Below are 15933 nucleotides of genomic sequence, written 5' to 3'. Positions count from 1 at the left end.
CCCTGATCCCACCCGTCATCAACCATGACCACACCGTGTGACGGGCGCCACTCGATCCGGCGGACCGCTTTCCGGCGGCGCGGCGCTCAGCCCGGAAAAGACAGCCCATTCAGGAAAGTCCGGGAACTTCGCCCGTCACGAGCTTCCGGCGTCATCCGCCGGAACAGGCACTTTCCGATCTCCGGCACGACCGGTTTCCCATCGAGATGAGGGTCCAGCACATGAAAGCAACAATCCCGGACCGCGCGCGCACCGCCGTATTCCGAAACGGCGCACGCCTGGCAGGAATCGGTACGGCCGTCACGGTGATCGTAGGCCTGTTGTCCGCCGGCGCGGCCGACGCCGATACCTTCGTACCGCTGCCCGACGGACGAACGGATGCCCCCGGGGCCACGCTCACCCGGACCGCCGAGCGGGCTGTCGTATCACCTTCGATGGCAGCCAATGGCGCGGGACGGGTGGTGTGGGTGTCCGGCACCGTCACCGCCGATGTCCGCGCCACTCCTACCGTCGAGCGCCCCGGTCCGTACAGCAGCCCCGGGAACCAGCCCGGTACCAACAACTCCTCCACCCACGGCGCCAGCCAGGTGAACACGGGCTACATCGTCGGCTGCCAGGTCAGTATCGGCGACAAGGCCGTCACCGCGGGCCTGTCGGGCAATGTCAGCACCAACGGCGGCGGCTTGAGTGGCTCCGCGGGTATCCAACTCGGTCCCGGTGACGTCGCGTTCGTCCGTGTCGGCTTCAAGGACATTCTCGGGCCGGGCGTTTACAGCCTCGGCTACCGCGATGTCGAAATACAGATCCAGGGCTGTGGCGGCTACGCCCAGGCCCGCTCCTACACGGTCCTCGAAATCATCGGGGACCACTATTCCAAGACCACTCTGTACGGGGCGCCGTTCAGTATCGGCTGATCAGAACGCATCTTCAGTACAGCTCTCGGCCTGGCCGATTCGAACCCGGAGGGGTTAGCACCATGATCCACCACAGGAAATCCACGCTCATCGGACTTGCCGCCACGGCAATTCTGGGATTCGCGGCCACCGGTGTCGCCGAAGCCGACACCTTCGTCCCGTTACCCGGCGGCAGCGTTACCGAAAGCCTCGGCGACGGCACCACCGTCGTCGTGCGCATCGCCGCCGAATCCGCCACGATCAGCCCGTCGCTGGGCGCGACACCCCTGCATCGCAATGCCTGGGTGTCGGCCAGCGCGCAGGTCGAGCTTTCCGCACCGGCCCGCACAGCAAAGATCAAACCGGGGTACGTCGTCGGCTGCCAGGTCAATATCGCCGGCGGCGGGGCGAACGGCGGCGCGAACTACAGCTCCGATTGGGCAGGCCAGAGCCCCTCGGCCGGCGGCAGTCTCGGCGGAAATCTCAGCCTGGGCCCCGGACAGGCGAAGAAGTTCTACCTCCTCGACCTCGAGGCGCCCGATGCCTTCGGCGCGGAATCGCATCGGAACTTCGCACCGTTCCGGGGCACCACCGGCAGCGTCACGTGGAGCAACAGTACGATCGGCCTCGCCGGCTGCGCGGGCTACGCGCAGGCCCGGGCGTTCGTGGAGGCGGAGGTGGAGACCGGGACCGCCAAAGAGGTCGTCACGGTATGGGGTCAACCGTTCAGCCTCGGCTGACCACTATCGATCACCCCTTCGGGTGGTGGACGTGTGCATTTCCTCGTTGCGGAACCCCGGCTTCCACGTCCACCACTCGGAACAGTTCCGGCGCAGTCATACTCTGCCGCACAAACGTTCGGCTTCCCGGACGACGGCCGCCATCAGTTCGCTATCCACGCCGAGCGCGGGATCCAGGCGGAGCAGGGCGGACCGAACTTCCGGTCGCCCGGGCGCGCGGATATCCGATAGTCCGGCACCGCGCGCTCCGACATCGCAGGCCCAGCCCGCCAGCGCCCGGACGGCTCCGGCCGGCAGGCGCCCGGCTGCCCGTTCTCGGCGTAACACCGGCAGGATCCGCACCGGCAGCTTCTGCGCACCGTCTACGGCGATCTGGGAAAGATGATGCTGTATACGATGATTCGCGAAACGGCCGATCAGCTCCGTTCGGTAGCGATGCACTTCTCCGGCCGGGAGATCGATATGGGGTGTCACCTCGGACCACCACTGGTCGACCCAGGCCCGGCACACCGGATCCGCCACGGCGGCCGCCACGGTTCGATGCCCACGCAGCGGCGCGGTGTACGCGAGTAGCGAATGAGCACCGTTGAGCATCCACAGCTTTCGCTGTTCGTAGGCGGCGATATCCCGCGTGAAGACGGCACCCGCCGTCTCCCAGCGCGGACGACCGGCCGGGAACTCGCCGCACAACACCCACTCGTGGTACGGCTCGGTCACCACCGGCGCCGAATCGTGGTAACCCGTGACGGATTCGGCCAGTAGCGATTCCTCGCCACCGCCGGCCGGCGTGATTCGATCCACCACACTGGTGACGAAGGAAACGTTCGACTCTATCCACGTCGCGAGGTCGGGAGTCACATATTCGGCGAACTCCAGGACTATCCGTTTCAGAGCCGCCCCGTTTCCGGGCAGATTGTCACACGGCACCACTGCGATCGGGCCGGCCGCCGCGGCGGCCCGCGCCGCCAGACCTGCGACCAGGCGGGCCACCGCGGTGGCTCCCGGCGCATTCACTTCGGTGCGGAGTGTCGCCAGGTCGGCCCGCACCGCCGGGTCGGAGTGATCGAGACCGCCGTCGGCGTTCCGGGTGTAGCCGGCCTCGGTGACAGTCAGCGACACCACGCCCACCGTCGGCTTCGCCAGGTAGGACTGCCAGGCCGCATGGTCGGTCGCCCGGTGGGCCCGGGAAATAGCGGAGACGATCTCGAATTCGTCCGTGCTACCCCGGGTGATCAGTGTGTACAGCCCACCTTGGGCATCGAGTCTGGTGGCGAGATCCGAACCGCGGCCCGCGAATGCGGCGATTCGCCATTCCGCGGCGTCCGAGGCCCGTGCGGTGTACCAGGCTTGATGTGCGCGGAAGAAATTGCCCAGCCCCAGGTGGATCATTCGCACCGGCGCGGGGCGCCCCGGCCGCGGCGTCACAGCTTGAAGACCCGGCGCGGCTGCTCGCGCACGAGCCCCCGAAGTGCGGATATCGCCTCGTCCTCGGACAGCTGATGCCGGGCGATCAGCTCGGCCAGCCGGCTCGCATCGAGCCGCCGGGCCATATCGTGGCGAGCCGGGACCGAGCAGAAAGCGCGAGTGTCGTCGACGAACCCGGCGAGTTTGCCGAATCCGGCGGTTTCGGTGACCGCCCGGTGGAAGCGCCCGATCGCGTCCGGAGCATCGAGGAACCACCAGGGCGCACCGGCGAACACGGTGGGATAGAAGCCTGCCAGCGGTGCGATCTCCCGGGAGAACGCGGTTTCATCGGCGGTGAACAGGACGAGATTCAGATTCGGATGAGTACCGAAGTTCTCCAGCAGGCTGCGCAGGGCGTCGGTGAATTCCACCCGCAGCGGAATATCGTGTCCGGTGTCCGCGCCGAAGGCCGCCGCGGTCGGCTGGTGATGATTTCGGCGGATCGCGGGATGCAGCATCATGGTCAGGCCGTCCTGCGTCGACATCCGGGCCATTTCGAACAGCATATGCCGCCGGAAAGCCGTCGCCGCCGCCTCGGATACGGTGCCCGATCGGGCATCACGGTAGATGCGGCGCGCTTCGGCAGGCGCCAGAGGATCGGCGCGCACGTCTTCGTGACTGTGATCGCTCGCAGTGGCACCGTGGGAAACGAAGTAGCGCCGGCGTTCCTCGAGAGCCGTCACGTACCCGGCATAGTCACCGGTGTCGACACCGCTGACGGCGGCGAGCCGATCGACGTCCCGATTCCATTGCGGCTGCGCCGGTTCGAGATAGCGATCGGGCCGGAATGTCGGTACCACCCGGCTCTGCCATGCCGGATCCGAGCGCAGCTGTGTGTGCGCCGACAGGTCGTCACAGGGATCGTCGGTGGTGGCCAGGACATCGATACCGAATCGCTCGTACAGCCGCCGCGGCAGGTAAGCCGGTTGCCGCAAGCATTCGGCAATCCGGTCGTAGATCGCGTCGGGCCGACCTCGGCCCGGGAGTTCGGCGACATCGAATATCTCGCTGAGTTCGCTCTCCAGCCAGTAGCGGACCGGCGTTCCCCGGAACACCCACCAGTGGTCACAGACGATCCGCCAGATCGCGCGGGCCTCGGCTTCGTCCAGGATCTGCCGCCCTACCCCGAGTGCGTTCAGCGGCACGCGATGTGCGTGCAGTAACCGCGTGACGTAGTGGTCCGGCGTGATCAGCAGGCTCACCGGGTCGGGAAATGGTTCGTTGTCCGCCAGCAGCCGGGCATCCACATGACCGTGCGGCGAAATGATGGGCTCGTCCCGCACGGTCGCGTGCAGGCGGCGCGCCAGTGCGCGAACACCGGGATCGGCCGGGAACAAGCGATCCGGATGTGTTCCGCGGGACGTCCGCGAATGAGCAACCATGTCCGCCATGCTGTGCGGAACCGGTGGTGACCGACAACCCCTTGCCCCCAGTTGCCGCAGTACATTGCCGATTCGCTCGCCGGCGTGCATCGTCCGACCGGACCATGCGAAGAAAGCGAGGGTGTGACCGTGCCGTGCGTAACCCTCACCGGCCACAACGGCGCCGACCTGTCCGAAGACGATCTGCGCGCCTTTCTCGCGGAGCGACTGGACGGGCTGCACCTCGACGGGCGCAGCGTCTGCCTCGTGGTTCCCGACGCGACCCGCAGTTGTCCCCTGCCGATGCTGCTGTCGATCCTGCACGCCGAATTGTCCGGGCGCGCAAGCCGGATCACCGTCCTGATTGCGCTCGGCACCCATGCGGCAATGGACGAGGAACGGCTGGCCACCTGGCTGGGTTATCCGCCCGGCGGCTGTGCGGACCGCTACCCGGGTCTCACCGTCCGCAACCACGAATGGTGGGATCCGGCGACTTTCGTCACCGTGGGCCGGATACCGGCCGATCGTATCGGGGAACTGTCCGGCGGTTTGCTGCACATCGACGTGGAGGTACGGATCAACCGGGCAGTAGTGGAACACGATATGACGGTTGTTCTGGGACCGGTCTTTCCCCACGAAGTGGTCGGATTCTCCGGCGGGTACAAATACTTCTTCCCCGGGCTGTCCGGCCCCGAGGTGATCGATGTATCGCACTGGCTGGGCGCCCTGATCACGAGCCGGGACATCATCGGGACCACGGGCATCACACCGGTCCGGGCACTCATTCACGAGGCCGCTGCACTGGTACCCGGCGAACACCATGCGCTGTGCCTGGTGGTGCAATCCGGCACCGGACGGCTGCGCAGCGCGACGTTCGGCGACCCCCTCACCGCCTGGGCCGCCGCGGCAGCGATATCGGCGGACACTCACGTGCGCTACCTCGACGCACCGGTCCGTCGCGTACTCTCCCTGATCCCGGCGAAGTACGACGATATGTGGACCGCTGCCAAGGGCTTCTACAAGGTGGAACCGATCGTGGCCGACGGCGGGTCCGTTGTCCTGTACGCCCCGCACATCTCCTCGATCTCGGAGATGCATCCGGAGATCGAGGAGATCGGCTACCACACGCGCGACTATTTCGTGAAGCAATGGGACCGTTTCCGGCATCTGCACTGGGGCGTACTCGCACATTCCACCCACCTCCGCGGGGCAGGCACCTACGACGAGCACACCGGCGAACGGTGCCGGGTCACCGTGGCGCTGGCCACCGGTATCCCGGAACACCGTGTGCGCGCGGCGAATCTGGACTACGTCGACCCCGCCACGGTGGAGCCGGGACTCTGGGAAGCCGACGCCGATACTCTGGTCGTGCGCGAAGCCGGCGAAGTCCTCTTCCGGCTGCGTGGACCGGCCGACCCACGCACGACCAGCTGAGAGGTCAGCGAAACCACCGGGGACGCGGGCAGCGGTTCCGCCTTCATCGCCCGCTCCAGCTCCTGGAACGCGGCGGTACCCATCGCTCGCAACGGCGTCGCCACCGTCGTGAGCGGCGGGGAGCAGAAATCCGAGCCGAAGACATTGTCGAACCCGATAACGCTCGTCCGGTCGGGTACGCGGATCCCGGCCTGCCCGAAGCCCCGGAGCAGTCCGATGGCCAGTAGGTCGTTGTAGGCCAGCACCGCCGACGGCACCCGGCGCGCCATCGCCTCGGCCGCCGCCAGCCCACCGGACACCGTCGGCAGATTGGGTCCGGTACGGGCCACTCGCAGCCCCAGGTCACCGGCTACGTCGAGAACCGCGCGCCAGCGGGCACCGTTGACCCACGATGCCTCGGGCCCCGCCACATAGGTCACCGACCGATGTCCCATTTCGGACAGTTGCCGGAGGGCTGCTTCGACACCGGATGCGGTATCCGGGACAACCGATCGAGTCCCGGTGACGACCCGGTTGAGGACTACGGTGGGCCGTTGGGTGGCCACCGCTCGAATCGCCCGGTCGGACAGGCGTGAGCTCGCCAGCACGATCCCGCCGACGGCGGGCAGGAGACGGTCGAGCAGGGTCCGTTCGAGGGATTCCGATTCCTGGGTGTCCGCCAGCATCATCGTGTAGCCGGCCGCACCGGCCGCTGCCTCGACACCGCGGATTATGGCGAAGAAGACCGGATTGGTGACATCGGAGACCACCAGCGCGACGGTGGACGACGCCCCGTTCTGCAGCGCGCGGGCCAGGGGGTTCACCCGATACCCGAGATCCTCGGCGACCCGGTGGATTCGTGCGGCGGTCGCTGCGCTCACCCGGCCGGGCCGGGCGAACGCCCGTGACACCGTCGACGGCGCAACCCCCGCAGCGGCGGCGACATCGTAGATCGTGGGTGCGCGCCCGGCTTTCGTCATGATGTGGGTGACGCTAGCCCCGCGCCGACCGCGGTGGCAACGGATTGCCATGTGCGGGCAACTGGCGGCAATCCGTTGCCCTGACGATCGAGATCCCCGCTGAATTATCGGTACCGATCGTCCGTGCAGAGTGGATCTGCCGAGATTCCCGGCTCCGGGTGAAGGACGCACAATGAACGACAACCGCGACAACGAGGTCGCGACCGAGGGTAGCGTCGGCCCGGTGACGACTCGACAACGGCGTGGCCCTTACCGTAAGGGGCTCGAACGGCGGGAACAGATTCTCGAGACCGCACTGAGTGTTTTCGCCGAGTACGGCGATCGTGGTACTTCGCTCCAGGAGATCGCCGACAGGGTGGGAGTGACCCAGCCGGCGCTGCTCCACTATTTCGGGTCGCGCGAGGAGCTGCTGCTCGCGATTCTGCAACGGCGCGACGAACTCGGGATCGCGATCGCCCGCCGGTCCGATGATCCGATCGCCGCGGCCACCGAATCCGTACAACGCAAACTCGACGAGCCCGGCATCATCAAGTTGTTCGTCGCCCTCTCGGCGGCAGCTACCGATCCCGGACATCACGCACACGGCTACTTCGTCGACCGGTATCGCACCATCGGGACCTCGGTGACCCGGTCGCTCGAGGACGGCAAGCAGGGCGGCTGGGTGCGCGAGGACGTTCCCGTCGAGCATATGGCCCGCCTTCTCCTCGCGGTGATCGACGGTCTACAGCTCCAGTGGCTCATGGATTCGTCGATCGATATGACGGCGATGGTCGACACCTTTGTCGCCATGTGCTCCCGTCGCACAGACCCGGGCGGTGACCAGGCCTGATGGCACAGCCGGCCGTCCCGGGACAGGTCCGCGGTCACCCGCACGGCCCGGTGGATTCCCGGACCACGAGTTGCGGCGGTACCGAGACCACCGATCGCGCATCGGCCGATTCGCTGCGAACCAGGTGGCGCAGTTCGCGAAATGCCGCTGCGCCCATCGTGCGCAGCGGCGCGGCCACGGTGGTCAGCGGCGGCGAACAGAAGTCCGAACCGACGACATTGTCGAATCCGATCACGCTCATATCGTGCGGTACCCGCATCCCGCGGCCGCGCAGTCCGCGTAACAGGCCGATAGCGATCAGGTCGCTGTAGGCCAGTACGGCGCTCGACGACTGGCGCAGTACCGCTGTGGTGATATCCCGCCCGCCCGACATCGTCGGCGGACACGGCCCGAGTCTGCTCACCTTCAAGCCGAACTCGGCGGAGAGATCCTGCACCGAACGCCATCGCATACCGTCCACCCAGGACGCCTCCGGTCCGGCGATGTAGGTCACCGACCGATGCCCGAGTCCGGCCAGGTGCCGGAGCGCGCCACGAACGCCGACGGCGGTGTCGGGCACGATACAGCGCATCCCGGCAACGATCCGGTTCAGGACGACGATCGGGCATTGGCTCGCAATCGTGCGCACGGCGCGGTCCGGGAGACGTGAACTGACCAGTACGACCCCGTCGACATCCGGAATGAGGCGGTCCAGTAACTTGCGCTCCAGTATCGCGGATTCTTGTGTCTCGGCCAGTAGAACCAGGTAGCCCGCCTCCGCCGCCGCGGCTTCCACACCGCGAATAGTGGCGAAGAAGCCCGGGTTCGTCACATCGGGAACGACCAGTGCCAGTGTGCCGGTCCGGCCCTTCGCCGGTGCGAACGTCCGAGGGGTGGTCCGGTAGCCCATTCGCTCCGCGACTTCGTGGATATGCGCCGAGGTCGCCGCGCTCACGCGGCCCGGCCGGGAGAAGGCGCGGGACACCGTCGACGGTGCGACGCCGGCCTCCTGCGCGATGTCGTAGATGGTCGGTGACGAGGTCCGCTGTCGCACCGGTTCCGTGGCCGCGGCGCCGCGTGCATACTCGGGGGCACCAAAATTTAGCACTACAAGAATTTAGCGCGCCGAGACTGCGCGGATGACCACTTTGCGTGGACTCCGCACCGGGAAAACAAGTCAGGGCAACCGCTTGCCGCCCCCGGGCGGCCTGGGTCTGAATAGGCGAACACACGGAGTTACCGGATGTGAGGGAGAACGGCATATGAGCCAGCGGCGCATCGCGGCACCGATCCGGCTTTCCGGCGCACTCGCCCGGGCCGAACGCAGGGTCGCCGCCCGGTTACGGCACCGCGGACGGCTCGGGGTGGCGATCTCGGGGGGCGTCGACTCCGGCGTGCTGCTCGCTCTGGCCGTACGGGAACTGGGCCCGGACCAGGTGGTAGCGATTCTCGGCGTATCCCCGAGCCTCGCGCGGTCCGAACGCCGCAGCGCACACGAACTCGCAGCCATCCTCGGCGTGCGCCTCGTCGAGCTGACGACGGATGAAGGGGATGTGCCCGCCTACCGCGACAACGGCCCGGACCGCTGTTACCACTGCAAACATGCACTGTTCCAGGGCATCACGACCACCGTGCTGGACCAGGAAGGCCTGGAAGCCGTCGCCTACGGCGAGAACGCCGACGATATCCGCAGACCTGATCGGCCCGGCGCACGGGCGGCCACCGAATTCGATGTCCTGCGTCCGCTGGCCGAGGCGGGCGTGGACAAGTTCACCGTCCGCAAGCTGGCGCTCGCTCTCGAGTTGCCTTGTGCGGACAAACCGGCCGCACCGTGCCTGGCGTCGCGGATACCGCATTTCGCCGAAGTCACCCCCGATAAACTCGCACAGGTCGAACGCGCGGAGGAAGCGATGCGGTCCTTGGGCTTCCGTGACCTCCGGGTGCGACATCACGGCGATATCGCACGCATCGAACTATCGGACGACGAGTTCGGGAAAGCCGCCGTCGAACCGGCCCGTACCCGGATCCGTGCGGCGATACGAGCGGCAGGATTCCGGTTCGTCACCTTGGACCTCGGGGGCATTCAGTCCGGCGCGTTCACCCTGCCGCTGGTGGATATCCGGTGACTGCGTCCTGGCCGGCACCACCGATCTTCGCCCGGCTCGACCACGACCGCGCCGGCCGTCGCGGATACCCGGAGGCCATCTTCTGTCGCGGCAAGACGGTTGCGCAGCTCACCGCCATCGCCGCCGAGGTCCGTGAGCACCCGCATACGGCGACATTGTTCACCCGGGCCGAGCCCGAACAAGCCGAGGCGATCCGGACCGTGCTTCCCGACGCCGCCCACCACGCCGACGCTCGTCTGGTCGCCTGGCCACCCGCGCCGCCACGACCGAGCGGGGGCCGGGTCGTGGTCGTCACCGCCGGCACGTCCGATCTGCCGGTAGCCCTCGAAGCGCATCTCACCGCGACCTACCTCGGCCGCGGCTCCGAGTTGATCGCCGATGTCGGAGTAGCCGGACTCCACCGGGTACTCGCTCAGCTCGAGGTGCTGCGCCGCGCGCGAGCGCTCGTGGTGGTGGCCGGTATGGACGGCGCACTACCCAGCGTCGTGGCCGGCCTGGTCACCGCGCCCGTGATCGCCTTACCCACCTCCGTCGGATACGGTGCGGCATTCGGAGGTATCGCACCGCTGCTGTCGATGCTCAACTCGTGCTCGCCCGGTATCGGTGTGGTGAATATCGACAACGGTTACGGCGCAGGACATCTCGCCGCCCAGATTGCTGAACCGCACGCCTGACACGGAAGGAGCAACCCGCCCTCTTCGCGGAAGACCGCAGCAGGCCTTCATTCGGCCGGAGGTGCCGGTTTCCCCGCAAAGGGGAAGGGCGCTCCCGCGACCAGCCCGCGAGCGACGCCTACAGCACCGGCTTCCTCGAGGACCGCTCGAACCGGCCGGCCCGTTTCCCGGGCCACCGCGAAGGCGTCCTCGAACTCCACCGTCGCCTGGTCGATACCGCCGCGGCGGCCGGCGACCTTTATCCGTACCTGCCCGCCATCCACCGGTACCGGTACCCAGGTCCGGGCCAACTCGGTTTTCCGGACTTCGCGGTACCGCACGCCGATCGTGCTGGTCTCGGCGAAGAGCACCTCCGACGCGGCAGTCACAGCCTCGGCCGGAACAAGCGCGGTGACAGTGTGCGCCGGCCTGCCCTTCTTCATGAGAACAGGGACGAGCCAGGCGTCGTCGGCTCCGCTGTCCAGCAGCCGTTGCACGACCACCGGCCATACCCGTGGGTCGAGATCATCGATATTCGCTTCGATCAGCACCCGTGTGGTCCGGGTTTCCCCGACGTCCGCGGCGCCGGAGTCGACGACGATCCGGACCACATTGGCGCGGCCGGGAAAATCGCTGGTACCCGCACCGATACCCACAGCAGCCGGCTCCATATCGGGGATCGGACCGCATTCGACGGCCAGCGCGGTGACCAGCGCGACTCCGGTCGGCGTCGCCAGTTCTCCGCTTCCGCCCGCGTGGATTCGCCATCCTCGGGTCATGGTCAGGACCGCGGGGACGGGCACCGGTATCTGCCCGTGCGCGGCGCCGACCGTTCCGGAGCCGACCGCGATCGGGCTCACGACGACCCGGTCGATACCGAGGTGATCCAGGGCGGCACAGGTGCCGACGATATCGGCGATCGCGTCGAGGGCACCGACCTCGTGAAAATGTACTTCGTCCACCGTGGTGCCGTGGATCCCCGCTTCGGCCTCGCCGAGCCGCCGGAACACCCGGAGAGCGCCGGCTCGGACCGCCTCCGGTAAATCCGCATTTTCCAGCATCTCCCGGATCCGGGACCAATGCCGGTGTGGCGGATCGTCGACCAGGACCACCGGGTCGATCTTGCAGGCGCGCATCCCGGCGCGCATCACCTCGGTCCGCCGCAATGCGACCGAGCCGGGGACAACGGCATCGATCGCCCGCTGCACCACCTCCAGTGGAGCACCGGCGTCGATACAGCCGGCGAGCAACATATCGCCGGCGACTCCGGCAGACGCATCGATCCATGCCAGGGTCATCGGCCGGCCCGCTGGGCTTCGATATCGGCTCGTGCCCCGCGATAAGCCGCGACCGCTTCGGCAACGACACTTTCGACGGGGTTGCTCACCTGTACGACACGCCCGAATTCGTCAGGCCCAAGCGGCTCGAGATCCGCGAATTGGGATTCCAGCAGCGAGGCAGGCATGAAATGATCCGTGCGCGCCTGTATCCGTGCGGCGAGCAGGGCCATCGATCCGGCCAGGTGCAGGAACCACACGTCGCCCCCGGTACGCAGTACGTCGCGATATCGGCGCTCGAGCGCCGAGCACGAGACCACGCCACCGCGCTCGCCCCGGTCCGCGATCCAGGAGGCGGTCGAACGCAGCCAGGGCGCGCGGTCGTCATCGGTCAGCGCAATACCGGCGGCCATCTTCTCGATGTTCACCGGCGGATGAAAGGCGTCCGCGTCCGCATACTCGGTACCGAGCCGCTCGGCGAGCCGGATACCGACCGTCGTTTTCCCCGAACCGGACACCCCCATCACCACGATCACCGTCATGACATCCGCTCGAGAATGCCTGCGGCGCAGCCTCTCTCGAAGCCTGGACGGCTGAGGGAAACCGGCCGGGCACGCGGTCGGTACTCGATTCGAAGACCCCTCACTGCGCGAGCCCGAACTGCCGGACGGTCGAGATGATCCGTGTCCCGTCGCCGAGCAGAACCACGCCGTCTTTGGTCACCCAGTGGCGCGGCACCGCGAACAGCGGAGCATCCCATGCCTGCTCCACCATGTATGCACTGATCTGCCGCGCGATTACCGCGCTCGAGGTCTCGTCGAGTTCCCGGTTGTACCTGTCGATCAACGCGGTGAGCTCCGGACTCCGGCTGTCGAACGGATTTCGCGGACTGTCCACCAGATACCGCCACGCCAACTCCTGCGGAAAGACATTGACCCCCTCGACGGCGACGTACATCGGATACCGTTTCGAGGACAGCACAGCGTTGGTCTGCTGCGGTGGGATCGGCTCCCAGGTCACCTCGATCCCGATCGCGGCCAGCGACTGGGTCACCGTCGGCACGAATGTCTTGGAGTAGTAGATCTCCGGCATGGTGACGGCGAACCCGTTCGGGTATCCGGCCTCCGCCAGCAAGCGCTTCGCTTCGTCGACATCGAACGGATAGGTCTTCTCGAGAGCCGCGTCGTAGGCGGGACCGTCCGGGTTGAACGGCTGGCTCGTCGCGGTCCCTTGGTCCCGCAACAGCGTCTCGATGATTCGCGAACGATCGAACGCGAGGTTGATGGCTCGGCGCACCCGCAGATCACCGAGCGGTGGCAACATCTCACCCGCCCGGTCGACCAGTGCCACATAAGCGAGCGAGTTCGCCTCGATCCGGAACTCCGCGAAGCCGGAGGCCTTCAATCGATCGACATAGGCGCCCTCCACACTGCCGACATTCAGTTCCCCGGACTGGAGGGCGTTGAGCGCCGCCGTGCGGTCCGCGATCACCCGGACCTCGATGGTCGGGAACGGCAGGGCGGCGGCGTTCCAGTAGTCGTCACGGCGCTGGAGGACGTACTTCGAACCGTGCACCGTCTGCTCGGTGTCCAGCGTGTAGGGCCCTGACGCGACCGGGTTCAGCGGGGTGCGCTCGGTGCTCACCGTCGCCGGATCGGCGATCACCCCTGCGCTCGAGGCCAGTGCGGGCAACAACCCCGCGTCCGGCCGGGCGAGTTCCAGCACCACGGTCAGCGGGTCGGGCGCACGGACCGCGGCCACGTTCTTCAGCAGGCCCTGGACCTGGCCGGGGGTCGCCTTGGTGCGGTCCATCGTCACTTTCACCGCGGTGGCGTCGACCGGAGCCCCGCTGCTGAACCTCATCCCGGGGCGCAGCCGCAGGGTCAAGGTCTGCGCCTCGTCGGTATATTTCCAGCTCGCCGCGGCGTTGGGCTGCAACTTTCCATAATTGTCGGTCAACAGCAGGGTGTCGTAGACGGCGCTCCAGATAAGGGCCGGCTCGCTCTCGGAGAGGTGGGCCGGATCGAACGAATTGGGCGCGCCGAGAATGGAGATCGCCAGCGTCCCCTCCGGGACCGAACTGGAGCCCATCTGCCCGGCGCATCCGGTAGTGAGGGCAGCACCCGTGATCAGAACGGTGGCAAAGGCGAGGATTCGCGCGAACAGCGTTGGTCGTGGCACTGGACCGGACATATGTCGAACTTCCTTCTGCTGTGACGTGCGTCAATTACGCGTTCTCGCCCCACGAACCCACAAGCAGTTGCCGCGGGTTGCCTCCGTCAGCCCGGGCCCACACCCGTGGCATCCGGCTTCCGGTTCCGCAGTGTCGACCATCGAGCCCGCAGCGCATGGGCGGCTGCCTTGGGCCGGCGGTCCCGCGTGAACACGCCCTTCTTGTTGCCGTCCACACGGTGGATTCCCGGCCCGGTCGCGAAGTCGGCGAAATTCCATACGTGCTCCCCGACGAATGCCGGGCAGCGGTCGAAGACTCGATGATGCATCTCGAGGTGAGCGACCTGGTACTCCTCCGTCCAGCTGTTGCCGAACAGCGAATGCAACCCGGCCGCGGTATCGGCCCCGTACTCCCCCATGATGATCGGCTTACCGTACTCGGCAACCCACCGGCGCAACTCGTCTTCGAGTTTCAGCTCGGCGCTCCGCAGATCACCGTTGTCGATGTACCAGCCGTAGTAACGGTTGATCATCACAACATCGAACAGGTCGGCGATCAGCTCGTTCTCCGGTGTCGCGAACATGTAATTGGCATAGGTCACCGGCCGCGACGGATCCAGATGGCGGGTGAGCGCGACGAGCGGCTCGAAGTATTCTCGCGAACCTTCCTCATTAGTCGCCGGCTCGTTCGCGATCGACCACATGACGACGCTAGGGTGGTTCTTGTCCCGGGCGATGAGTTCCCGGAGGTGCTGCTCATGCGTGGCCCTGGTGGCCCGGCCGTACGTCTCTTCGGAAAAGGTGGGTTTCGGAGCACCGCCCAGAAGTCCCGCGGTGACATAAAGGTTGAGGCCCACGGCCGCAGCCTCGTCGATGACCACGATGCCGTGCCGGTCCGCGAACTCCAGGACCTCTTCGGCGTACGGGTAGTGCGATGTACGGAACGAGTTGGCGCCGATCCATTTCAGCAGTTCGAAGTCGTGTACGAGGTATGCGGGATCATGGCCTTTGCCGCGCACGGGCGTATCTTCGTGCTTGCCGAATCCGGTGAAGTAGAACGGTTCTCCGTTGATCAAGAACTGCGTCCCCCGGACCTCGACCGTCCGCACGCCGACCGGCAAGGGATACTCGTCCACCACCACACCATCGACGACCGATTCCGCAACGAGTGTGTACAGGTAGGCCGCGCCGGGTTGCCAGAGCCGAACATCCGGAACACGTAGGGTGCCGGATGTCCCCTCAACGGTGGCTACTGCCCCGCCCTGCTCGTCGAGAAGCCGAACCCGAATCTCCCCCTCTCCCACTGCAGTAATCGAGTAGTCGACGAGCCCGGTGGCACCATCGACATCGGTGACCACCGTGACATCGTCGATATGGGATCCGGGCGTGCTGTAGAGCCAGACCGACCGCGCGAGTCCCGCGTAGTTGTAGAAATCGTGGTGGTACTTCTGCCGGCGCCGCCCATCCTCGGTGATCTCGATATGGCCCGGCGGAATAGTGGTCTCGGTCAGTTCTCCGCTGACGCCCACGGTGAGGCGGAACTCCTGGCCTGCGGTAACGAGATCGGTGATATCCGCCTCGAACGGCGTGTAGCCTCCGGAATGCTCCACTACCAGGACATCCCCGACGTAGACCTTGCCGTGGTGCGTTGCCGCGTCGAACCTCAGGTGGATCCGTTCCCCGGCCCAGCCGCGCGGGACCCGCGCCTCACGCTGATACCACACCCAGCCCACATGGTCACGAACCTCGGGGTCGAGGAAGAGGTCGTTGTAACTGGCCGGCACCGGAGCCTCGTACGCGACGTCGAACGGCCGCTTCCACGGTTCGGGCGAGAGACGGGTATCGATGGCGAAACGCCACATACCGTCCAGGTTCACCAGTTCGCGAGTTGCGGTGACTCGAGGTTTGAGCATCGAGATCCTTTCCGGGGTCTCCCCTATCCGATGGGAGACATACGCCAGCGAAAACGAGCCCAGAGAAACACGGTCACGAGACGGCCGGCAAGCGGTTGCACGGACTTGCCGCGGCATTCCTCAGCCGCCCTGT

Annotated in this window: 13 protein-coding genes and 1 pseudogene; 6 read left to right on the top strand and 8 right to left on the bottom strand. The window is 66.8% G+C overall.

Going from position 1 to position 15933, the window contains the following annotated elements; all coding sequences use genetic code 11:
* The first annotated feature begins 221 nt into the window (after positions 1–221).
* Both ACQEVO_RS09240 and ACQEVO_RS09235 read left to right on the top strand, forming a co-directional pair.
* The gene (locus ACQEVO_RS09240; RefSeq protein ID WP_432910965.1) at positions 222–914 is read left to right on the top strand and encodes an MspA family porin; all 693 of its coding nucleotides are present in this window, start codon (positions 222–224) and stop codon (positions 912–914) included.
* Between the two features lie 62 nt (positions 915–976).
* Positions 977–1633 (top strand): MspA family porin, encoded by a 657-nt coding sequence (locus tag ACQEVO_RS09235; protein WP_432910963.1) that lies wholly within the window; start codon positions 977–979, stop codon positions 1631–1633.
* A gap of 96 nt (positions 1634–1729) precedes the next feature.
* Here ACQEVO_RS09235 and ACQEVO_RS09230 read toward each other — a convergent pair whose 3' ends face one another.
* Positions 1730–3022 carry a mannitol dehydrogenase family protein gene (locus ACQEVO_RS09230; RefSeq protein WP_432910961.1) on the bottom strand — a complete coding sequence of 431 codons (1293 nt, stop codon included), beginning with the start codon at positions 3020–3022 and terminating at the stop codon, positions 1730–1732.
* Positions 3023–3054: 32 nt separating this feature from the next.
* Positions 3055–4479, bottom strand: coding sequence for a glucuronate isomerase (uxaC, locus tag ACQEVO_RS09225; RefSeq protein WP_432910959.1), 1425 nt, complete (start codon positions 4477–4479; stop codon positions 3055–3057).
* Positions 4480–4602: 123 nt separating this feature from the next.
* Between uxaC and ACQEVO_RS09220 the strand changes: the two genes are divergently transcribed.
* On the top strand, positions 4603–5892 hold the full coding sequence (locus tag ACQEVO_RS09220; RefSeq protein WP_432910957.1) for a lactate racemase domain-containing protein: 1290 nt from the start codon (positions 4603–4605) through the stop codon (positions 5890–5892).
* A 38-nt stretch (positions 5893–5930) separates the two neighbouring features.
* Here the strand turns inward: ACQEVO_RS09220 and ACQEVO_RS09215 are convergent.
* Positions 5931–6851 (bottom strand): annotated as a pseudogene (locus tag ACQEVO_RS09215) (LacI family DNA-binding transcriptional regulator); the annotation flags it as partial.
* Between the two features lie 172 nt (positions 6852–7023).
* Between ACQEVO_RS09215 and ACQEVO_RS09210 the strand changes: the two are divergent.
* Entirely contained in the window at positions 7024–7680 is a 657-nt protein-coding gene (locus ACQEVO_RS09210; RefSeq protein ID WP_432910955.1) for a TetR/AcrR family transcriptional regulator, read from the top strand.
* 34 nt (positions 7681–7714) lie between these two features.
* Here ACQEVO_RS09210 and ACQEVO_RS09205 read toward each other — a convergent pair whose 3' ends face one another.
* The gene (locus ACQEVO_RS09205; protein WP_432910953.1) at positions 7715–8713 is read right to left on the bottom strand and encodes a LacI family DNA-binding transcriptional regulator; all 999 of its coding nucleotides are present in this window, start codon (positions 8711–8713) and stop codon (positions 7715–7717) included.
* A gap of 208 nt (positions 8714–8921) precedes the next feature.
* Here ACQEVO_RS09205 and larE point away from each other — a divergent pair, with 208 nt between their 5' ends.
* Positions 8922–9785 (top strand): ATP-dependent sacrificial sulfur transferase LarE, encoded by an 864-nt coding sequence (gene larE / locus ACQEVO_RS09200; protein WP_432910950.1) that lies wholly within the window; start codon positions 8922–8924, stop codon positions 9783–9785.
* Positions 9782–10459 (top strand): nickel pincer cofactor biosynthesis protein LarB, encoded by a 678-nt coding sequence (larB, locus tag ACQEVO_RS09195; protein WP_432910948.1) that lies wholly within the window; start codon positions 9782–9784, stop codon positions 10457–10459. The genes larE and larB overlap by 4 nt, the downstream gene beginning before the upstream one ends.
* A gap of 47 nt (positions 10460–10506) precedes the next feature.
* Here larB and larC read toward each other — a convergent pair whose 3' ends face one another.
* The 4 genes from larC to uidA form a co-directional block, all read right to left on the bottom strand.
* Positions 10507–11736 (bottom strand): nickel pincer cofactor biosynthesis protein LarC, encoded by a 1230-nt coding sequence (gene larC, locus ACQEVO_RS09190; protein WP_432910945.1) that lies wholly within the window; start codon positions 11734–11736, stop codon positions 10507–10509.
* Positions 11733–12257 (bottom strand): gluconokinase, encoded by a 525-nt coding sequence (locus tag ACQEVO_RS09185; protein WP_432910944.1) that lies wholly within the window; start codon positions 12255–12257, stop codon positions 11733–11735. The genes larC and ACQEVO_RS09185 overlap by 4 nt, the downstream gene beginning before the upstream one ends.
* A 100-nt stretch (positions 12258–12357) precedes the next feature.
* Complete coding sequence (locus tag ACQEVO_RS09180) at positions 12358–13908, bottom strand: ABC transporter substrate-binding protein (protein WP_432910941.1); 1551 nt, start codon at positions 13906–13908, stop codon at positions 12358–12360.
* A gap of 86 nt (positions 13909–13994) precedes the next feature.
* Positions 13995–15800 carry a beta-glucuronidase gene (gene uidA, locus ACQEVO_RS09175; RefSeq protein WP_432910939.1) on the bottom strand — a complete coding sequence of 602 codons (1806 nt, stop codon included), beginning with the start codon at positions 15798–15800 and terminating at the stop codon, positions 13995–13997.
* Positions 15801–15933: the final 133 nt, after the last annotated feature.

Source organism: Nocardia sp. CA-290969 (assembly GCF_050936135.1).
Classification (GTDB): Bacteria; Actinomycetota; Actinomycetes; order Mycobacteriales; family Mycobacteriaceae; genus Nocardia.
The sequence above is the reverse complement of the archived record's forward strand: the minus strand, read 5'-3'. Positions and strand labels throughout refer to the sequence as shown.

Coding starts and splice junctions, on each gene's coding strand:
- ACQEVO_RS09240 (WP_432910965.1), top strand. CDS start 222: ATGAAAGCAACAATCCCGGACCGCGCGCGCACCGCCGTATTCCGAAAC.
- ACQEVO_RS09235 (WP_432910963.1), top strand. CDS start 977: ATGATCCACCACAGGAAATCCACGCTCATCGGACTTGCCGCCACGGCA.
- ACQEVO_RS09230 (WP_432910961.1), bottom strand. CDS start 3,022: ATGATCCACCTGGGGCTGGGCAATTTCTTCCGCGCACATCAAGCCTGG.
- uxaC (WP_432910959.1), bottom strand. CDS start 4,479: ATGGTTGCTCATTCGCGGACGTCCCGCGGAACACATCCGGATCGCTTG.
- ACQEVO_RS09210 (WP_432910955.1), top strand. CDS start 7,024: ATGAACGACAACCGCGACAACGAGGTCGCGACCGAGGGTAGCGTCGGC.
- larE (WP_432910950.1), top strand. CDS start 8,922: ATGAGCCAGCGGCGCATCGCGGCACCGATCCGGCTTTCCGGCGCACTC.
- larC (WP_432910945.1), bottom strand. CDS start 11,736: ATGACCCTGGCATGGATCGATGCGTCTGCCGGAGTCGCCGGCGATATG.
- ACQEVO_RS09185 (WP_432910944.1), bottom strand. CDS start 12,257: ATGACGGTGATCGTGGTGATGGGGGTGTCCGGTTCGGGGAAAACGACG.
- ACQEVO_RS09180 (WP_432910941.1), bottom strand. CDS start 13,908: ATGTCCGGTCCAGTGCCACGACCAACGCTGTTCGCGCGAATCCTCGCC.
- uidA (WP_432910939.1), bottom strand. CDS start 15,800: ATGCTCAAACCTCGAGTCACCGCAACTCGCGAACTGGTGAACCTGGAC.